This is a genomic window from Azonexus sp. MM2026_4, assembly GCF_055901855.1.
The window spans coordinates 1,949,412-1,963,994 of the sequence record NZ_CM148380.1 but is presented as its reverse complement, the minus strand read 5'-3'; the positions used below and the strand labels follow the sequence as shown (position 1 = coordinate 1,963,994).

Below are 14,583 nucleotides of genomic sequence, written 5' to 3'. Positions count from 1 at the left end.
TTTTTGTCTATGACGTCTCGAAAAGGAAGAAGTGTAGAAGTCTTTGTGCCAGCCAGTCTAGGCGGCCCGGGAAACTGCCGCCGACGAAGCCGACATGGCCGCCGCCGGCCGGTTGTTCGAGGTGGACGCTGGGGGCTGCGTCAGCCTGGCTCGGCAGGTAGGACACCGGCAGAAAGGGATCGTTGCGCGGATTGACGGCGAGCGCCGGAACCGCGATCGATTTCAGATAGGCCTTGGCCGAGCTGCGTCGCCAGTAGTCGTCGGCGCCGGCAAAGCCATGGATCGGTCCGGTCACCGCGTCGTCGAATTCCCACAGCGTGTGTGCCCGGCGCATGCGCGCCTCGTCGAAGAGGCCGGGGAAGCGACGCAGGCGCTCGGCCGAAACCCGCTTCAGGGTGGACAGGAAGTGCGCGGTATAAACGCGGTTGAAGCCCTGCGCCAAGTGGTGGCCGCAGGCGGCGAGGTCGAGTGGCGCGCAGAAGGCGGCGACGCCGGTGACCACGTCGGCGGCCGCCGTGCCCTGTTCGCCGGCCCACTTGAGCAGCGCGTTGCCGCCCAGCGAGACGCCGGCGGCGTGCACCCGTCCGCCGTACTGCCCTTGGACGCGGCGCAGGATCCAGTCGATCTCGGCAGAGTCGCCGGAATGGTAAGCGCGCGGCTGGCGGTTGAGTTCGCCCGAACAGCCGCGGAAATGCGGCAGCACGCAGCGCCAGCCGGCGGCGCGGCAGGCGCGTGCGGTGGAGATCGCGTAATGGCTGCGCGAACTGCCCTCCAGACCATGGAACAGCACCAGCGTCGGTGCTGCACTTGCGGCGTCGACGAAATCGACGTCGATGAAGTCGTCGTCCGGTGTTTCCCAGCGTTCGCGGCGCAGCGGCAGCGGGCGCGGTTTGCGCAGCAGCGGCCACAGCGTCTGGGCGTGGCCGCCGGGCAGCCAGACTGGGGCGCGGTAGGGGCTCAATGCAAGGTGTGCGGGATGGCGTCGGCCATCGCCTGGTGGCCGTCGTCGGCCGCCGAGGCGTGGCGGCAGGCCAGCCGCCAGCCATGCGCGCCGCGGACATAGACGTGGGTGACGTGCAATGGCCCGTGCGGCGCCGGATCGTCGCCGACGAACAGGGTTTCGCTCAGGTGGTGTACCGCCATCACCGAGCCCTGCCAGCGGGCGACCGGTTCGCAATGGATACGCAGCCGGGTGCTGGCGAATATGGCGCGCCAGCTTTCGCGGATCAGCGGCACGCCGATCAGCCGGGCGCCGGTCGGATGGACGCAGACGCTTTCATCCTCTTCGCTCCAGCAGGTCATCAGCAGGTCGGCATCGCCACTGGCCAGCGCCTCGTAGAAGGCGTGCTCGACGTCGTCCGGCGAGGCCAGGGTGGTGGAAGGCGGGGTAGGCTGGCTCATGCTTGCATCCATTTCTGACAGGCAGCGAAAACCTGCGCCGGTAGCAGCCGGTTCAGGCAGTCGAGGTGGCCGAGCGGGCAGTCGCGCTTGAAGCACGGGCTGCAATCGAGTTGCAGGCTGAGGATGGCGGCGCGCTCCGAAAGCGGCGGCGTGAAGCCGGGCGACGACGAGCCGTAGAGGGCGACGATCGGCCGGTCGACAGCAGCGGCGACGTGCATCAGCCCGGAATCGTTGCAGACGACGAAATCGGCCAGTGCCAGCAGGTCCACTGCCTGGTCGAGGCGGGTGCTGCCGCACAGGTTGCGGCAGCAGCCGGGGGCGAGTGCGGCAATTTCCTCGGCAACTGCATGGTCCTTCGGCGAGCCGAACAGCCAGACGACGTAGCCGGCGTCGGCCAAAGCGCGCGCCAGAGCGGCGAAGTGCGCCGCCGGCCAGCGCTTGGCCGGGCCGTACTCGGCGCCCGGGCAGAAGGCGACCAGCTTGCCGGGACGGCTGATGGCGAGTTCGGAGAGCGTCCGCTGCTGGTCGTCGTCGGTCGAGCGCAGGCGCGGATGGGGGATCGGGCGGGGCAGGGCGGTGCCTGGTGCTGCGGCGAGTTGCGCGAAGCGCTCGACCATCAGCGGCAATGCTGCCTCATCGAGGTGGTGGCGGACGTTGATCAGGCCGTAGCGCGCTTCGCCGGTGAAGCCGACGCGTCGGGGAATGCCGGCGAAGAGCGGCAGCAGCGCCGATTTCAGCGAGTTGGGCAGGACCCAGGCAGCGTCGTAGCCGCGCCCGGCGAGTTCGCGCCCGAGGCGCCAGCGCGCCTTGAGCGAGAGTTCGCCGTGGGCGAAGGGGTTGTCGACGATGTCGTCGATCTCCGGCATGCGCCGCAGCACCGGCGCCACCCAGCGCGGGGCCAGGGCGTCGAGGCGCAGGCCGGGATGGTGTTCGCGCAGGCGCGCGAACAGCGGCTGCGCCATGATGGTGTCGCCGATCCAGGAAGGGGCGACGATCAGGGCCTTGTTCATGGAAAAACGGCGGGTTTCACACCCGCCGCCTCTGGCTCAGTGATGGCCCTTGGGCGCTTCGCCCGCGAAGGTGTAACGGGTGCCGCAATAGGGACAGACCGCTTCGCCGGTCTTCAGTACATCGAGGAAGACGCGCGGGTGCTGGCTCCACAGCGCGGAACCGGGCTGCGGACAATGCAGCGGCAGGTCGGCGGCGCTGACTTCGACGGTCTTGTTGTCGGACATCGTTTTCTCCCTGAGCTTGGATCAGACGTGGGCCAGCCAGTCGGCGTGCGCCGCCGAACGGCCATAAACCACGTCGAAATACTTTTCCTGCAGCGCCTTGGTGATCGGGCCGCGATGGCCGGGGCCGATCTGCCGGTTGTCGAGTTCGCGGATCGGCGTCACTTCGGCGGCGGTGCCGGTGAAGAAGGCTTCGTCGGCGCAATAGACTTCGTCGCGGGTGATGCGCTTCTCGATCACTTCGATGCCCAGTTCGCCGGCCAGCTGCATGACGGTGGCGCGCGTGATGCCTTCCAGGCAGGCGGTCAGGTCGGGCGTGTACAACTTGCCGTTCCTGACGATGAAGATGTTCTCGCCGGCGCCTTCGCAGACGTAACCTTCCGGGTCGAGCAGCAAAGCTTCGTCGTAGCCGTCGCCGGTGGCCTCGTTGTTGGCGAGGATCGAGTTCATGTAGTTGCCGGACGCCTTGGCGCGCACCATCGTGATGTTCACGTGGTGGCGGGTGTAGGACGAAGTCTTGATGCGGATGCCGCGCTGCATGCCTTCCTCGCCGAGGTAGGCGCCCCACGGCCAGGCGGCGATGATCACGTGCACCTTGGCACCCTTGGGCGAGACGCCCATCTTTTCCGAGCCGTAGAAGGCGAGCGGGCGCAGGTAGCCGGATTCGAGCTTGTTGGCGCGGATCACTTCCTTTTGTGCTTCGTTCAGTTCTTCGGCGGAAAAGGGCATCTGCATCTGGAAGATGTGCGCCGAGCGGAACAGGCGCTCGGTGTGTTCCTTGAGCCGGAAGATCGCGGTGCCGGATTCGGTCTTGTAGGCGCGCACGCCCTCGAAGACGCCCATGCCATAGTGCAGGGAATGGGTGAGGACGTGGGTGGTCGCTTCGCGCCAGGGCACGAGCTTGCCATCCTGCCAAATGAAACCGTCGCGATCCGACATGGACATGGTGGAATTCTCCGTGATGCACTCTTGAAAGCGTGGAATTTTAGCCGAAATCAGCGGCTAAAATAATGCTTTTGACGCAGGAAGCCTTGCATGATCTGGAAGCCGAACGTGACCGTTGCCGCCGTCGTTTATCGCGATGGCAGGTTTTTGCTGGTCGAGGAAGAAACCGAGAGCGGGCTCGCCTTCAATCAGCCGGCCGGTCATCTCGAGCCGGGCGAGGCGCTGATTGATGCGGTGGTGCGCGAGGCGCTCGAGGAAACCGCTTACGATTTCAAGCCGACGCATCTGCTCGGCGTCTACAACTGGCCGCACCCGACCAAGGATTTGACCTACCTGCGCTTTGCCTTCGCCGGCGAATTGCGCGGTCACGATCCCCGGCGCAAGCTCGACGACGGCATCGTCGGCGCCCGCTGGCTGACGCTCGACGAGGTCCGGGCAACGCAGGAGCGCCATCGCAGCCCGCTGATCCTGCGCTGCTGCGAGGACTACCTGGCCGGGCGGCGTTACCCGCTCGACCTGCTGGTGCATTACGGTTGATGTGGCGGCCTGCTCTCGCCGTGGCCTTTTTTCTGCTCTCCGGGGCGGCCATGGCGGACGAGACGGTGGTGGTCTGTTACGGTTACGATTGCACTGCGCAGGCCGAGATTCGTTATTCCCCCGGGCAGTTGGGGGATATCCGGCGTCTGCTGGCTTACGCTGGCGATCCGGCCAGCGAGCGCATCATTCTCGGTAAAGTCATTGGTCGCCTCTATCGCTGGGCCGGCGAACAGTCGGCGGTGCATGACGACCGTGGCGGCAACTACGCCGACGGCAACGAGCCGGGGAAGATGGATTGTATCGACCATTCGACGTCGACGACGCGCCTGCTTGGAATGCTGCAACGCCTCGGTTACCTGCGCTGGCATCGGGTGCTGGCGGCGGAGCCGCGTTACCTGCTGGGTCTGATCGCCAACCACTGGTCGGCGGTGATCGAGGAAAAGGGCGGCAGCCGCTATGTCGTCGATAGCTGGTTTGTGAACAACGGAGAACCGGCGGTGATCCTGCCGCTGGAAGAATGGAAGAAAGGGGCTGGGCCCGATGTCTAAAGGTACGGTAGTGGTCGGTTTGTCCGGCGGCGTCGATTCGTCGGTTGCCGCGCTGTTGTTGAAGCGCCAGGGCTGGAAGGTGATCGGCCTGTTCATGAAGAACTGGGAAGACGACGACAACGACGAGTACTGCTCGTCGCGCCAGGACCTGGTCGATGTGATGAGCGTCGCCGACGTCATCGGCATCGACGTCGAGGTGGTCAATTTCGCCGCCGAGTACCGCGAGCGCGTGTTTGCCGAGTTTCTGCGCGAATACCAGGCCGGGCGGACGCCGAACCCGGACATCCTGTGCAACTCGGAGATCAAGTTCAAGGCCTTCCTCGACCACGCCCTGCAGCTCGGCGCCGAGAAGATCGCCACCGGCCACTACGCCGGCGTGCGCGAATTCAACGGCGAATACCAGTTGCTGAAAGCCGAGGACGGCACCAAGGATCAGAGCTACTTCCTCTACCGCCTGAACCAGGCGCAGCTCTCGAAAACGCTGTTTCCGCTCGCCGACATCTACAAGCGCGAGGTGCGCAGGATTGCCGAGGCCGAAGGCCTGCACGTCGCCACCAAGAAGGATTCGACCGGCATCTGCTTCATCGGCGAGCGGCCGTTCAAGGAATTCCTCAGTCGCTACCTGCCGCCGAAGCAGGGTGAAATCCGCCGTCTCGACGACGGCAAGGTGCTGGGTAGCCACGACGGCCTGATGTATCACACCATCGGCCAGCGCAAGGGCCTGCACATCGGCGGCCTGAAGGAAAAAGGCCAGCCGGGCGGCGGCGATCACGACGCCTGGTTCGTTGCCGGCAAGGACATGGAAAAGAACGTGCTCTACGTCGTCCAGGGCCACGATCACCCGGCGTTGCTGCGCGACGATCTGGTCGCCGAGCAGTTGAGCTGGGTTTCAGGACGGGCGCCACACACAAACTGGGTTTATACCGCCAAACCGCGCTATCGCACGGCAGATCAACCTTGTCATGTCGAGGCGGTCGATGGCGAAACGTGCACTATTCGCTTCGCCGAACCGCAATGGGCGCTCACCCCCGGCCAGTCGGTGGTTCTCTACGAAAGCCGGGTCTGCCTGGGCGGCGGCGTCATCCGCTGAAGCGGCTCAGCCGGCGCGTCGGGGCGAATGCTCGATGACGTGGCAGAAAGCGTGCAACAGGTCGGGATCGAACTTCTCGGCGTCCGGGCCGGCCAGGATGTCGATGATTTCCCGGTGCGGCCGCCCCGGGTGATAGGGGCGGCTGGTCGCCAGCGCGTCGTAGTTGTCGGCCAGCGCCAGCACCCGCGCCGTCAGCGGGATGTCGGTATGGCGCAGGCCGTCCGGGTAGCCTGAGCCGTCGAAATTCTCGTGATGGTGGCGGACCAGCGCCGCCAGTTCCGGCGCCCGTTCGTCGTCGACGGCGCTGACGATGCGTTCGCCGATCAGCGTGTGCTGGCGCATCGTCTCCCTTTCCGCCGGCTCGAAGCGTCCCGGCTTGAGCAGGACGCGGTCGGGAATGCCGATCTTGCCGATGTCGTGCAGGCAGGCGCCGAGCGCCAGCAGGTCGAGCTCGTCGTCGCGCAGCGCGATATGGCGCCCCAGTTCAAGCGCCAGACAGGATACCCGGTCGGAGTGGCTACGCGTCTCCGGGTCGCGCTCGGCGAGGGCGATGCACAGGGAATTGAGTTTGCGGTTCATGGGGCTACCTGTCTCCGGAATGCCAGGTTGACCTCACCGCGGGACGCGAGTTCGAAAAAAAGGCGCCTGCCGGCGCCTTTGTTCCACTGTGCTTTCGGGATCAGACGACGGGAACGGTGTCGATGAACGACTGGCGCTGCATCAGTTTCTCGTAGAGGCGGGCCAGGTTCGGGTGGTCGGTCGTCCAGTCGAAGTCGGGGAAGCGCAGGCAGAGGTAGCCCAGGGCGGCGCCGACGGCGATGTCGGCGAGCGAGAAATGGGTACCCATGCAGTAGCTTTTCTCGCCGAGGTGAGTTTCCATGAAGCGCAGGGTGCGGGCGATCGCGTCGCGCTGGCGGGCGATCCAGTCCGGGCTCTGTTCGTTTGCCGGGCGCTGGCCTTCCATGACGGCGCTGACGGCGGCGTCGCACAGTCCGTCGGCCAGCGCCTCCCAGCGCTTGACCTCGGTGCGTTCGCGGTTGGGCGCCGGCAACAGCTTGTTGTTCGGCGTGATGTTGTCGATGTGCTCGACGATCACGCGGGAATCGAACAGTGCCGTGTCGTCGTCGAGCAGCAAAGTCGGAATGCGTCCCAGCGGATTGAGGTCGGGCACTGCGCTATCCGGACTCCTGGGGTGGTCGACGATGAACTCGTATTCCTTCTTCTTTTCCGCCAGTACGATCCGCACCTTGCGGGTGTAGGGGCTGGTGTGAGAACCGATCAGCTTCATTACAGGCTCTGGGATTGGGGTGAGGAATTATAGCGTATGGCGCAGGGTGAGGTCGGGCGGGTAAAATCGTTAACTTAACGATAAGGATGCTCCCATGGAATTCAACCCCCTGACCGCGCTTTCCCCGCTTGATGGCCGCTACGCCGGCAAGGTCGACGCGCTGCGCGAACACTTCTCCGAGTTCGGCCTGATCCGGGCCCGCCTCAAGGTCGAGATCGAATGGCTGAAGGCGCTCGCCGCCGAGCCGCATTTCACGGAAATCGCCGCCTTCTCGCCGGCCACCATCGGCGAACTCGACGCCCTGGTCGCCGGCTTCGGTCCGCAACAGGCGGCCGAGGTGAAGGCCATCGAGGCGACCACCAACCACGACGTGAAGGCGCTCGAATACTGGATCAAGGGCCAGACCAAAGGCAATGCCGAAGTGGTCAAGGTCAGCGAATTCATCCATTTCGCCTGCACCTCGGAAGACATCAACAACCTGTCGCACGCGCTGATGTGCCAGGGCGCCCGCGAACAGGCCATGCTGCCGACGCTGGACAAGCTGATCGAGCGCCTGCGCGAACTGGCCCACGCCTACGCCGACATCCCGATGATGAGCCGCACGCACGGCCAGCCGGCCACCCCGTCCACCATGGGCAAGGAAATGGCCAACACGGCTTACCGCCTGCAACGCGCCCGCGCCCGCATCGCCGGCGTCGAGCTGCTCGGCAAGATCAACGGTGCCGTCGGCAACTACAACGCCCATCTGGCGGCTTATCCGGGCTACGACTGGGAAGGTTTCGCCAAGAAGTTCGTCGAGTCGCTCGGCCTGACTTTCAACCCCTACACCATCCAGATCGAGCCGCACGACGCGCTGGCCGAGCTGTTCGACGCCTTCGCCCGGGCGAACAGCATCCTGGTCGATCTCGACCGCGACGTCTGGGGCTACATCTCGCTTGGTTTCTTCAAGCAGAAGGTCAAGGCCGGCGAAATCGGCTCGTCAACCATGCCGCACAAGGTCAATCCGATCGACTTCGAGAACTCGGAAGGCAACCTCGGCCTGGCCAACGCCGTCCTCAAGCACCTCGCCGAGAAGCTGCCGATCTCGCGCTGGCAGCGCGACCTGACCGATTCGACGGTGCTGCGTAACATGGGCGTCGGCCTCGGCTACACGCTGCTCGGCTACGACTCGCTGCTGAAGGGTCTGGGCAAGCTGGAAATCAACGCCGACCTGATGAAGGCTGACCTCGACGCCAACTGGGAACTGCTCGCCGAGCCGATTCAGACCGTCATGCGCCGCTACGCCGTGGCCAACGCCTACGAAAAGTTGAAGGAGCTGACCCGCGGCACCCGCGTCTCGCGCGACGGCATGCAGGCTTTCGTATCCACGCTGGACATCCCGGAAGCCGCCAAGGCTGAGCTGCTCAAGCTGACGCCGTGGGATTACACCGGCAAGGCAGCCGAACTGGCCAGGCGCATCTGATGGCCTGTCCCGACTGCGGCGGCGAACTCCCGGCCGGTGCCGCCGCCTGCCCGAATTGCGACACCCTGCGCCGCCTCGCCCGTCTGCGCGTGAGTAGCGGCGCACTCAAAGGCGGCGTCGGCGGCCTGGCGCTGGGGCTGCTGCTGGTCACCGTGCTGCTGGCCCAAGGCGAGCACGCGGTTTCCGTCAAGGCGCTGCTGCTCGCGCTGCCCCTCGTCCTCGCCGCGCTGGGCGCGGTGATCGGCTGGCGGCGCGCTTCTTCCTCTTCCTGATCCCGATTTCCATGTCTTTCGCCGAAAACCTCAAGAAACTCCCCGGTATCACCCACCTTGCTGCGCTCAACCTGCTCGACGCCGACGGCAATGTCGTCGCCAGCATCGAAAACAAGGCCGGCAGCCAGGGCTCGCTCGCCGTCTACAACCACCTCGCCCAGACTTACGGTTCGATCAACGCCGAAGCTGCGAAGAAGGGCATCGAAATTTTCGCCGAACATGGCGAGGACGAGCGCGCCAACCCCGGCAAGCACCCGAACATCGCCCGTCTGCTGCAGATCGAAGCCGGCGCGCCGGCCTTGCGGGTGAAGCACGTTTTCGCGGTGTGATCGTCGTGGCGCCGGCTTCGGCCGGGGCTCGACGTTCGCGGTGCGCGCCTGATCCCGGGATTTATTTCATAATGCCGTTTCGATAAATTTTATTCGGGAGTGGCAGCGTGGAATTTTGTGATCTACGGGGCAAGGTTTTTCTGGCAGCGTTTTCGGTGTTTTTTTCCTGCATGACGATTGGCTGTTCGTCGAAAACGGCGGAAGAAAAAGGCAAGGAAATGGCGTCAGAGAAAATCGACCTCGTCAAAGGGGTTGGTGCTGCGCTGGAAGAAAAAGGTGGTGCAGCGGCCGAATCCGTGACCAGCGGCCTTGGCAGTATCGTCAATGGGGTCAAGAAAGGCGTTGCGAAATCCGACAAGCGTATCGTCAGCGATGCATCGCTGGCGGCGGCCGGCTTTCAAGTGACGGCGGTCCAGGAAACGCCGCCGGGTACGGAACTCGAGAGTCGCGGCATCGACGCTTATCTCGTCGCCGAACGGAAAGTGGCGGGGCTTCTCAAGGTCACGGTGTACGACGTGCTGGACAAGGAAATCGGCAGGGCGAAGATCCCGTTTGCGCTGGATGCGGAGCAAGGGAAATATTTTCGTATTCCGCTGGAGCAGCAGATCGAATTCGGGAAGATTGAAAAGGTTTCCTTTGTGTTTCAGGCTTCCTGATTTTTCTTGCTGAGGCGCTGAACCCGGCCGTCAAAAAACCAAAGCCGACCGCCGGTCAACGGCGGAACCCGGCGCTTAATCAACCAAACACGCCCGCCCGTCAGGCGGGGAACCCGAGCCTGGAAACCGCTCAGTCCTCCGCCTCGCCAAAAACCCACTCCCGCTCGTCAGCCCGCAGGCGGAGGCGGTCGCCAGCAGTGTCGACCTGCAGTCCGGGATAGTCGAGGCTGAGCGCCGCGGTGAAATTGTTGCCGTTGCGGTAGCCGAGTTGCAGGCTGCCGGTTTGCGCCAGGACTTCCAGGCGGCCCTGGCAGGCCGGGCAGCGGGCGGCGAGGATGCCGTGTTCGCCGTCGAGCAGTTCGTCGCAGGCATCGAGCCAGGCCGACGGTGGTAGTTTGGCGCCGCAGAGCGGGCAGTTGGCGTCGCGTTTCATGCATGCTCCGGAAAGATGTCGTTGCCGTCAGCTTAGCGCGGAAGTTCGTTCGCCGGTGCCGCCGTCGCGCTGTCCGCCGATTGCCATTGGCCTATCGTTCGAATTCATTCAACGTTATCGTGAATATCGGTCAGCGAGCGCTCCATGCCGAGGCCGGCGGGCCGCGTATAATCGCCGGGGAACTTCGGGGGAGTAGTGGTTCGCTCAATCAATCATTTTCCTTCAACACAACGGAGATAACACGATGAAACGCAAGTTGCTGCTTGCCCTGGTCGCTACCGCGACTGTCGCCACCGCACACGCTCAGGTCAAGGTCGAAGACGCCATCAAGTGGCGCCAGTCGGCTTACGCCACGATGGGCTGGAGCATGGGCCGGATCAAGGCCAACCTCGAAGGCACTTACAACAAGGATGAGGTGGTCAAGGCCGCCAATGTCATCCAGGCGATCGCCAATTCCGGGATGGGCGCTCTCTATGTGCCGGGTAGCGACAAGGGCAAGGGCTGGGCCGAGACCCGCGTCAAGCCCGAGTTGTTTACCGATGGGCCCAAGGTCGGCAAGCTGGCCGGCGATTTCAACCAGGCCGCCAACGAGCTGGCCAAGGTGGCTGCCAGCGGCGACGCGGCGGCAGTCAAGACCGCTTTCGGCAAGGTCGGTAGCGCCTGCAAGGGCTGTCACGAAGATTTCCGCAAGGACAACAAGTAAGGGTTCCGGCGTTCTGAACGCAGGGATCGGGGCGCCGCGAGGCGCCCTTGTCGTTTGGTGCGATGGAAGATGAAAAGAGGTATGCAATGAACAGCAAGAAAATCCGGGTCTGGGATCTGCCGACCCGTTTGTTCCACTGGTTGCTGGTAGTGGCGGTGGTCGGCCTGGTGGTCACCGGCAAGGTCGGCGGCAACCTGATCGACTGGCATGGCCGGATCGGCGTCGGGTTGGCCGGCTTGATCGCCTTTCGCCTGGTCTGGGGCGTGCTTGGTTCGACCTACGCCCGCTTCGGCCAGTTCTTTCCGACCCCGGCGCGGATTACCGCCTACCTGCGGGGGGGGCATCGTGGGGTCGGCCACAATCCGCTGGGCGCCTTGTCGGTTTTTGCGTTGCTCGGCGTGCTGGCCGTCCAGTTGCTGACCGGTCTGGTGGCCAACGACGACATCGCCTTTGTCGGCCCGTTGTTCGACCTGGTCGGCCGCGACCTGAGCAATGTTGCCACCGGCTGGCACAAGGCCGTCGTCAACCTGCTGATCCTGCTGGTGGTGCTGCACCTGGCGGCGATTGTTTTCTATGCACGGGCGAAAAAGGACAACCTGGTCAAACCGATGCTGACCGGCTGGAAGGAAGTGAGCGAGGGTGAGGCGGCGCAAGGCGGCGGCTGGCTGGCGCTCGTCGTCGCCCTGGTCATTGCCGGGCTCGCCGTGTTCCTGGCCAGTGGCGTTTGGTTGCCGGAACCGCCGCCACCGCCGCCGGCCGTCGAAACGCCGGCTTGGTGAGGTCTTTCAGCAAAAAACTTCAACTGCGACCGGATCGCTGGTGCCTATAATGGTCCGAGTTCAACTCCAGCCGTCCGGAAGCCATGTCCTATCGCGTCATCGTCGCGTTGGCCAGCCTGTTGCTGATGTCGGTGTTTGCCGGTGTCGCCTGGTTCGGTTCGCGCCTGGCCGATGGACGGCTGGCGGATAGCCTGGAAAGCGAGGCCCGGCGCCTGAAGACGGCTTACGAGTTGTCGCAGGGCGAACTCGAACAGCAGATGATGGCGCTGGCCGGGATGATCGCCGCCGATCCGGAGACGATCCGCCTGATGCGCGCCGCCGCCGAGGCGGTGGCGGCCGAGGGCGGCGGTGCCGGCGGCGAGCAGGCGGCCGCCGTGCGTGCCGCACTGGCGGCGCACCGGCAGCAGCAGTGGCTTTACCTGCAGCGGGAGATCGGCGTCCGCCAGATGCAGTACCTGTTGCCCGATCTCCGCTCCTTTCTGCGTTTTCACGCGCCGGCGCAGTTCGGCGACAGCCTGGGCGAACTGCGTTATCTGTTGCGCAACGTCGAGGAGTTGCGGCAGGCGGCCAGTGGTTTCGAGACCGGCCGGGCGTTTGCCGGCATCCGCGGCGCGGCGCCGGTGATCGAGCGCTTGCCGGACGGGCAGGAAAATCTGGTCGGCGTGCTGGAAATCGGCATTGCTTTCGACGGTTACATCCAGCGTCTGAGCGAACGCACCGCGGTCGGCTTCGGCGTGCTGCTCGACCCGCAGGCGGTCACCGACGCGATGTGGGAGAACTACCGGCCGCTGGCGCCGGCGCAGCGGCCAGGGGACTGCTGCTACCTGCTGGCTGCCTCGCGCGGCGAGTTGGCGGAGTGGATGGCCGCCCGCGCCTTGCCCGAGTACGCCGGCAGCTTCCGCAGCGATCTGGTGCGCCACGATGGCCACGATTTCCAACTGATCCGTTTTCCGTTGCGCGATTACCCGGGGCGTCTCGACCCGGCGCGGCCGGCGATCGGTTCGGTGCTGATCTGGCAGGACGTCGGCAACATCATCGACGGTGCCCGCGAGTTCAAGCGCCGGGCGATCCAGAACCTGCTGCTCGCCTACGTCGTCACGCAATTGCTGCTGCTGTTCCTGGTCCGCGCTTCGCGGCGCGAATGGCAGAGTCAACTGGCCGGGCAGACGGCGCAGATCGGCGACCTGCTGCACCAGAACGAAGTGCTGCTGATGACCGCGGGCGAGGGCATCTTTGGTGTCGACAGCGAGCAGGTGGTGACCTTCATCAATCCGGCGGCGCAGAAAATGCTCGGCTATTCCCAGGAAGCGGTGGTCGGACAGCGGCTGCACGCGCTGATCCACCTGCGCGGCCCGGACGGTCAGCCTTGCGAGGAGGCGGCCTGCCCCGTGGCGCTGACGCTGGTTGACGGGCGGACGCGGACCCAGGAGGAGTGGTTGCGGCGCAGCGATGGCGGCATCTTCCCGGTGCGCATGACGGTGTCGCCGATCCGCGAGGGCCTGGGTTACGGCGGGGCGGTCGTCGTTTTTCACGACATCGGCGAGCTCAAGGAAAAGGAAGCGGCGCTGACCCGGCTGGCGCGTACCGACACCCTGACCGGGCTCAACAACCGCGGCTATTTCCTCGAGCTGCTCGGCATCGAGATCAGCCGCTGGCAGCGCAATGGACATGACGTGGCCTTGCTGATGATCGACCTCGACTGTTTCAAGCGGGTCAACGACACCTGGGGGCACGCCGTCGGCGACGAGGTGTTACGGCACTTTTCCGATGTTCTGCGCCGTTCGCTGCGCCGCGTCGATGTGGCCGGCCGCCTCGGCGGCGAGGAGTTTGCCGTCCTGCTGCCCGGCGACAATGCGGTCGCCGCGCTGGCTGCCGCCGATCGCCTGCGCCAGAACATTGCCAACGAGGCGGCGTTGACCAGTGCCGGCGAGATCGCGATCACGGTCAGTATCGGCGTCACCCTGTTCCGCGTCGGCGACTGCAGTCCCGAGCCGCCGTTGCGGCGCGCCGACCAGGCGCTCTACCGGGCCAAGCAGGCCGGTCGCAACCGGGTCGAAGCCGACTTCGCGGCCGCCCTCAGCCCTGGCGACGCTGCGCCAGCAGACCGCTGATCCAGCGTTTCTGCGCTTCCCGGCGGCGTTTGTCGGTGAGCCGTTCGATGATCCGCTCGCGCACCTCGGCAAAAGGCAGCAGGCCGCTGGGCAGGATTTCGTCGCAACGCAGGATGTGCAGGCCGACTTCCGATTCGAGGACGGCGCTGATGCCGTCTTCGGCCAGGGCGAAGGCCGCCGCTTCGAGTTCCGGGAACAGCTGGTTGCGGCGGACGACGCCAAGCAGCCCGCCTTCGAGCGCGGTCGGGCATTGCGAGTGGCGTAGCGCGGCGGCGGCGAACTTCTCGCGCTCGCTCGCCGTCGTCCGTAGCTTGTCGAGCGTCTTGCGGGCCTCGGCAGCCTGTTGCGGGGAGTTGTAAGTGATCAGGATGTGGCGCAGGCGGCGGGCTTCCGGCCGGTCGAAGGCGTCCGGGTGCAGGCGGTAGTAGATTTCCGCGTCGACCTCGCTGACCGGCGCCTCGGCGGCGGCCACCCGGTCGAGCACGGCTTCGACGCGCAGGTCTCGGGCGACGGCCTTTTCCAGCTCGGCCTCGTTGAGTCCGATGCGTTCGAGATCCTGGGCGAAGGCGTCGGCATCCGGATAGCGGCCGCGGATTTCGCCGATGCGGGTGCGCAGCGTCGGCTCCGGGACGACGACGTGAGTCGCCAGCGGACTGGCCAGAATGCGCTGCTCGATGCCGTCCTGACGCGTCGCCACCTCGCTGAGGCGGTTGCGTTCCGGGTCGCTGAGCGTTTCCGGCGCTTTTTGAAACAGTTCCCAGGCGAGTTTCAGTTCGAGATAGGCATGCAGCATGGTC

19 protein-coding genes are annotated in these 14,583 nt (G+C 65.2%); 10 read left to right on the top strand and 9 right to left on the bottom strand.

The genetic code is table 11. From position 1 onward, the window contains the following. Positions 1 to 7: 7 nt before the first annotated feature. Genes AC0KWY_RS09145 through AC0KWY_RS09125 form a run of 5 tightly spaced genes read right to left on the bottom strand, consistent with a single transcriptional unit; the run spans position 8 to position 3,578 of the window. Positions 8 to 961 carry a YheT family hydrolase gene (locus AC0KWY_RS09145; RefSeq protein ID WP_474029332.1) on the bottom strand — a complete coding sequence of 318 codons (954 nt, stop codon included), beginning with the start codon at positions 959 to 961 and terminating at the stop codon, positions 8 to 10. Beyond that, positions 958 to 1,401: a YybH family protein gene (locus AC0KWY_RS09140; RefSeq protein ID WP_474029331.1), complete on the bottom strand. Its 444-nt coding sequence runs from the start codon at positions 1,399 to 1,401 to the stop codon at positions 958 to 960. The genes AC0KWY_RS09145 and AC0KWY_RS09140 overlap by 4 nt, the downstream gene beginning before the upstream one ends. Further along, a complete protein-coding gene (gene waaF, locus AC0KWY_RS09135; RefSeq protein WP_474029330.1) occupies positions 1,398 to 2,411 on the bottom strand; it encodes a lipopolysaccharide heptosyltransferase II in 1,014 nt (337 codons plus the stop codon). Before waaF ends, AC0KWY_RS09140 begins: the two co-directional genes overlap by 4 nt. Before the next feature lie 36 nt (positions 2,412 to 2,447). Continuing rightward, on the bottom strand, positions 2,448 to 2,636 hold the full coding sequence (locus AC0KWY_RS09130; RefSeq protein ID WP_474029329.1) for a zinc-finger domain-containing protein: 189 nt from the start codon (positions 2,634 to 2,636) through the stop codon (positions 2,448 to 2,450). Between the two features lie 21 nt (positions 2,637 to 2,657). Further along, entirely contained in the window at positions 2,658 to 3,578 is a 921-nt protein-coding gene (locus tag AC0KWY_RS09125; RefSeq protein ID WP_474029328.1) for a branched-chain amino acid transaminase, read from the bottom strand. A 90-nt stretch (positions 3,579 to 3,668) separates the two neighbouring features. Between AC0KWY_RS09125 and AC0KWY_RS09120 the strand changes: the two genes are divergently transcribed. From AC0KWY_RS09120 to mnmA, 3 genes are read left to right on the top strand one after another with little or no spacing between them, the layout of a single operon-like run. Then, positions 3,669 to 4,115: an NUDIX hydrolase gene (locus AC0KWY_RS09120; RefSeq protein WP_474029327.1), complete on the top strand. Its 447-nt coding sequence runs from the start codon at positions 3,669 to 3,671 to the stop codon at positions 4,113 to 4,115. Then, positions 4,115 to 4,663 carry a hypothetical protein gene (locus AC0KWY_RS09115; RefSeq protein ID WP_474029325.1) on the top strand — a complete coding sequence of 183 codons (549 nt, stop codon included), beginning with the start codon at positions 4,115 to 4,117 and terminating at the stop codon, positions 4,661 to 4,663. Before AC0KWY_RS09120 ends, AC0KWY_RS09115 begins: the two co-directional genes overlap by 1 nt. Continuing rightward, the gene (gene mnmA / locus AC0KWY_RS09110; protein ID WP_474029324.1) at positions 4,656 to 5,753 is read left to right on the top strand and encodes a tRNA 2-thiouridine(34) synthase MnmA; all 1,098 of its coding nucleotides are present in this window, start codon (positions 4,656 to 4,658) and stop codon (positions 5,751 to 5,753) included. The genes AC0KWY_RS09115 and mnmA overlap by 8 nt, the downstream gene beginning before the upstream one ends. Positions 5,754 to 5,759: 6 nt before the next feature. On the opposite strand, the gene AC0KWY_RS09105 is transcribed toward mnmA, so the two are convergent. Beyond that, complete coding sequence (locus AC0KWY_RS09105) at positions 5,760 to 6,332, bottom strand: HD-GYP domain-containing protein (protein WP_474029323.1); 573 nt, start codon at positions 6,330 to 6,332, stop codon at positions 5,760 to 5,762. Positions 6,333 to 6,432: 100 nt separating this feature from the next. Further along, positions 6,433 to 7,041: a glutathione S-transferase gene (locus tag AC0KWY_RS09100; RefSeq protein WP_474029322.1), complete on the bottom strand. Its 609-nt coding sequence runs from the start codon at positions 7,039 to 7,041 to the stop codon at positions 6,433 to 6,435. Between the two features lie 94 nt (positions 7,042 to 7,135). Here AC0KWY_RS09100 and purB point away from each other — a divergent pair, with 94 nt between their 5' ends. From purB to AC0KWY_RS09080, 4 genes are all read left to right on the top strand, one after another. Further along, the gene (purB, locus tag AC0KWY_RS09095) at positions 7,136 to 8,503 is read left to right on the top strand and encodes an adenylosuccinate lyase (protein WP_474029321.1); all 1,368 of its coding nucleotides are present in this window, start codon (positions 7,136 to 7,138) and stop codon (positions 8,501 to 8,503) included. After that, positions 8,503 to 8,775: a hypothetical protein gene (locus tag AC0KWY_RS09090; protein ID WP_474029320.1), complete on the top strand. Its 273-nt coding sequence runs from the start codon at positions 8,503 to 8,505 to the stop codon at positions 8,773 to 8,775. The genes purB and AC0KWY_RS09090 overlap by 1 nt, the downstream gene beginning before the upstream one ends. Positions 8,776 to 8,786: 11 nt before the next feature. Continuing rightward, positions 8,787 to 9,104 carry a DUF2322 family protein gene (locus AC0KWY_RS09085; RefSeq protein WP_416693872.1) on the top strand — a complete coding sequence of 106 codons (318 nt, stop codon included), beginning with the start codon at positions 8,787 to 8,789 and terminating at the stop codon, positions 9,102 to 9,104. A gap of 107 nt (positions 9,105 to 9,211) precedes the next feature. Then, positions 9,212 to 9,760, top strand: coding sequence for a hypothetical protein (locus AC0KWY_RS09080; RefSeq protein ID WP_474029319.1), 549 nt, complete (start codon positions 9,212 to 9,214; stop codon positions 9,758 to 9,760). A 130-nt stretch (positions 9,761 to 9,890) separates the two neighbouring features. Here AC0KWY_RS09080 and AC0KWY_RS09075 read toward each other — a convergent pair whose 3' ends face one another. Beyond that, positions 9,891 to 10,193: a hypothetical protein gene (locus AC0KWY_RS09075; protein WP_474029318.1), complete on the bottom strand. Its 303-nt coding sequence runs from the start codon at positions 10,191 to 10,193 to the stop codon at positions 9,891 to 9,893. Between the two features lie 244 nt (positions 10,194 to 10,437). Between AC0KWY_RS09075 and AC0KWY_RS09070 the strand changes: the two genes are divergently transcribed. From AC0KWY_RS09070 to AC0KWY_RS09060, 3 genes are all read left to right on the top strand, one after another. Then, positions 10,438 to 10,896, top strand: coding sequence for a c-type cytochrome (locus AC0KWY_RS09070; protein ID WP_474029317.1), 459 nt, complete (start codon positions 10,438 to 10,440; stop codon positions 10,894 to 10,896). A gap of 86 nt (positions 10,897 to 10,982) precedes the next feature. Then, positions 10,983 to 11,675 carry a cytochrome b/b6 domain-containing protein gene (locus AC0KWY_RS09065; RefSeq protein ID WP_474029316.1) on the top strand — a complete coding sequence of 231 codons (693 nt, stop codon included), beginning with the start codon at positions 10,983 to 10,985 and terminating at the stop codon, positions 11,673 to 11,675. Positions 11,676 to 11,758: 83 nt separating this feature from the next. Continuing rightward, complete coding sequence (locus AC0KWY_RS09060) at positions 11,759 to 13,786, top strand: sensor domain-containing diguanylate cyclase (protein ID WP_474029315.1); 2,028 nt, start codon at positions 11,759 to 11,761, stop codon at positions 13,784 to 13,786. Here the strand turns inward: AC0KWY_RS09060 and nifM are convergent. Beyond that, complete coding sequence (gene nifM, locus AC0KWY_RS09055; protein WP_474029314.1) at positions 13,752 to 14,579, bottom strand: nitrogen fixation protein NifM; 828 nt, start codon at positions 14,577 to 14,579, stop codon at positions 13,752 to 13,754. The genes AC0KWY_RS09060 and nifM overlap by 35 nt on opposite strands. Positions 14,580 to 14,583: the final 4 nt, after the last annotated feature.

Coding starts and splice junctions, on each gene's coding strand:
- AC0KWY_RS09140 (WP_474029331.1), bottom strand. CDS start 1,401: ATGAGCCAGCCTACCCCGCCTTCCACCACCCTGGCCTCGCCGGACGAC.
- waaF (WP_474029330.1), bottom strand. CDS start 2,411: ATGAACAAGGCCCTGATCGTCGCCCCTTCCTGGATCGGCGACACCATC.
- AC0KWY_RS09130 (WP_474029329.1), bottom strand. CDS start 2,636: ATGTCCGACAACAAGACCGTCGAAGTCAGCGCCGCCGACCTGCCGCTG.
- AC0KWY_RS09125 (WP_474029328.1), bottom strand. CDS start 3,578: ATGTCCATGTCGGATCGCGACGGTTTCATTTGGCAGGATGGCAAGCTC.
- AC0KWY_RS09120 (WP_474029327.1), top strand. CDS start 3,669: ATGATCTGGAAGCCGAACGTGACCGTTGCCGCCGTCGTTTATCGCGAT.
- AC0KWY_RS09115 (WP_474029325.1), top strand. CDS start 4,115: ATGTGGCGGCCTGCTCTCGCCGTGGCCTTTTTTCTGCTCTCCGGGGCG.
- mnmA (WP_474029324.1), top strand. CDS start 4,656: ATGTCTAAAGGTACGGTAGTGGTCGGTTTGTCCGGCGGCGTCGATTCG.
- AC0KWY_RS09105 (WP_474029323.1), bottom strand. CDS start 6,332: ATGAACCGCAAACTCAATTCCCTGTGCATCGCCCTCGCCGAGCGCGAC.
- AC0KWY_RS09100 (WP_474029322.1), bottom strand. CDS start 7,041: ATGAAGCTGATCGGTTCTCACACCAGCCCCTACACCCGCAAGGTGCGG.
- purB (WP_474029321.1), top strand. CDS start 7,136: ATGGAATTCAACCCCCTGACCGCGCTTTCCCCGCTTGATGGCCGCTAC.
- AC0KWY_RS09090 (WP_474029320.1), top strand. CDS start 8,503: ATGGCCTGTCCCGACTGCGGCGGCGAACTCCCGGCCGGTGCCGCCGCC.
- AC0KWY_RS09085 (WP_416693872.1), top strand. CDS start 8,787: ATGTCTTTCGCCGAAAACCTCAAGAAACTCCCCGGTATCACCCACCTT.
- AC0KWY_RS09075 (WP_474029318.1), bottom strand. CDS start 10,193: ATGAAACGCGACGCCAACTGCCCGCTCTGCGGCGCCAAACTACCACCG.
- AC0KWY_RS09070 (WP_474029317.1), top strand. CDS start 10,438: ATGAAACGCAAGTTGCTGCTTGCCCTGGTCGCTACCGCGACTGTCGCC.
- AC0KWY_RS09065 (WP_474029316.1), top strand. CDS start 10,983: ATGAACAGCAAGAAAATCCGGGTCTGGGATCTGCCGACCCGTTTGTTC.
- AC0KWY_RS09060 (WP_474029315.1), top strand. CDS start 11,759: ATGTCCTATCGCGTCATCGTCGCGTTGGCCAGCCTGTTGCTGATGTCG.
- nifM (WP_474029314.1), bottom strand. CDS start 14,579: ATGCTGCATGCCTATCTCGAACTGAAACTCGCCTGGGAACTGTTTCAA.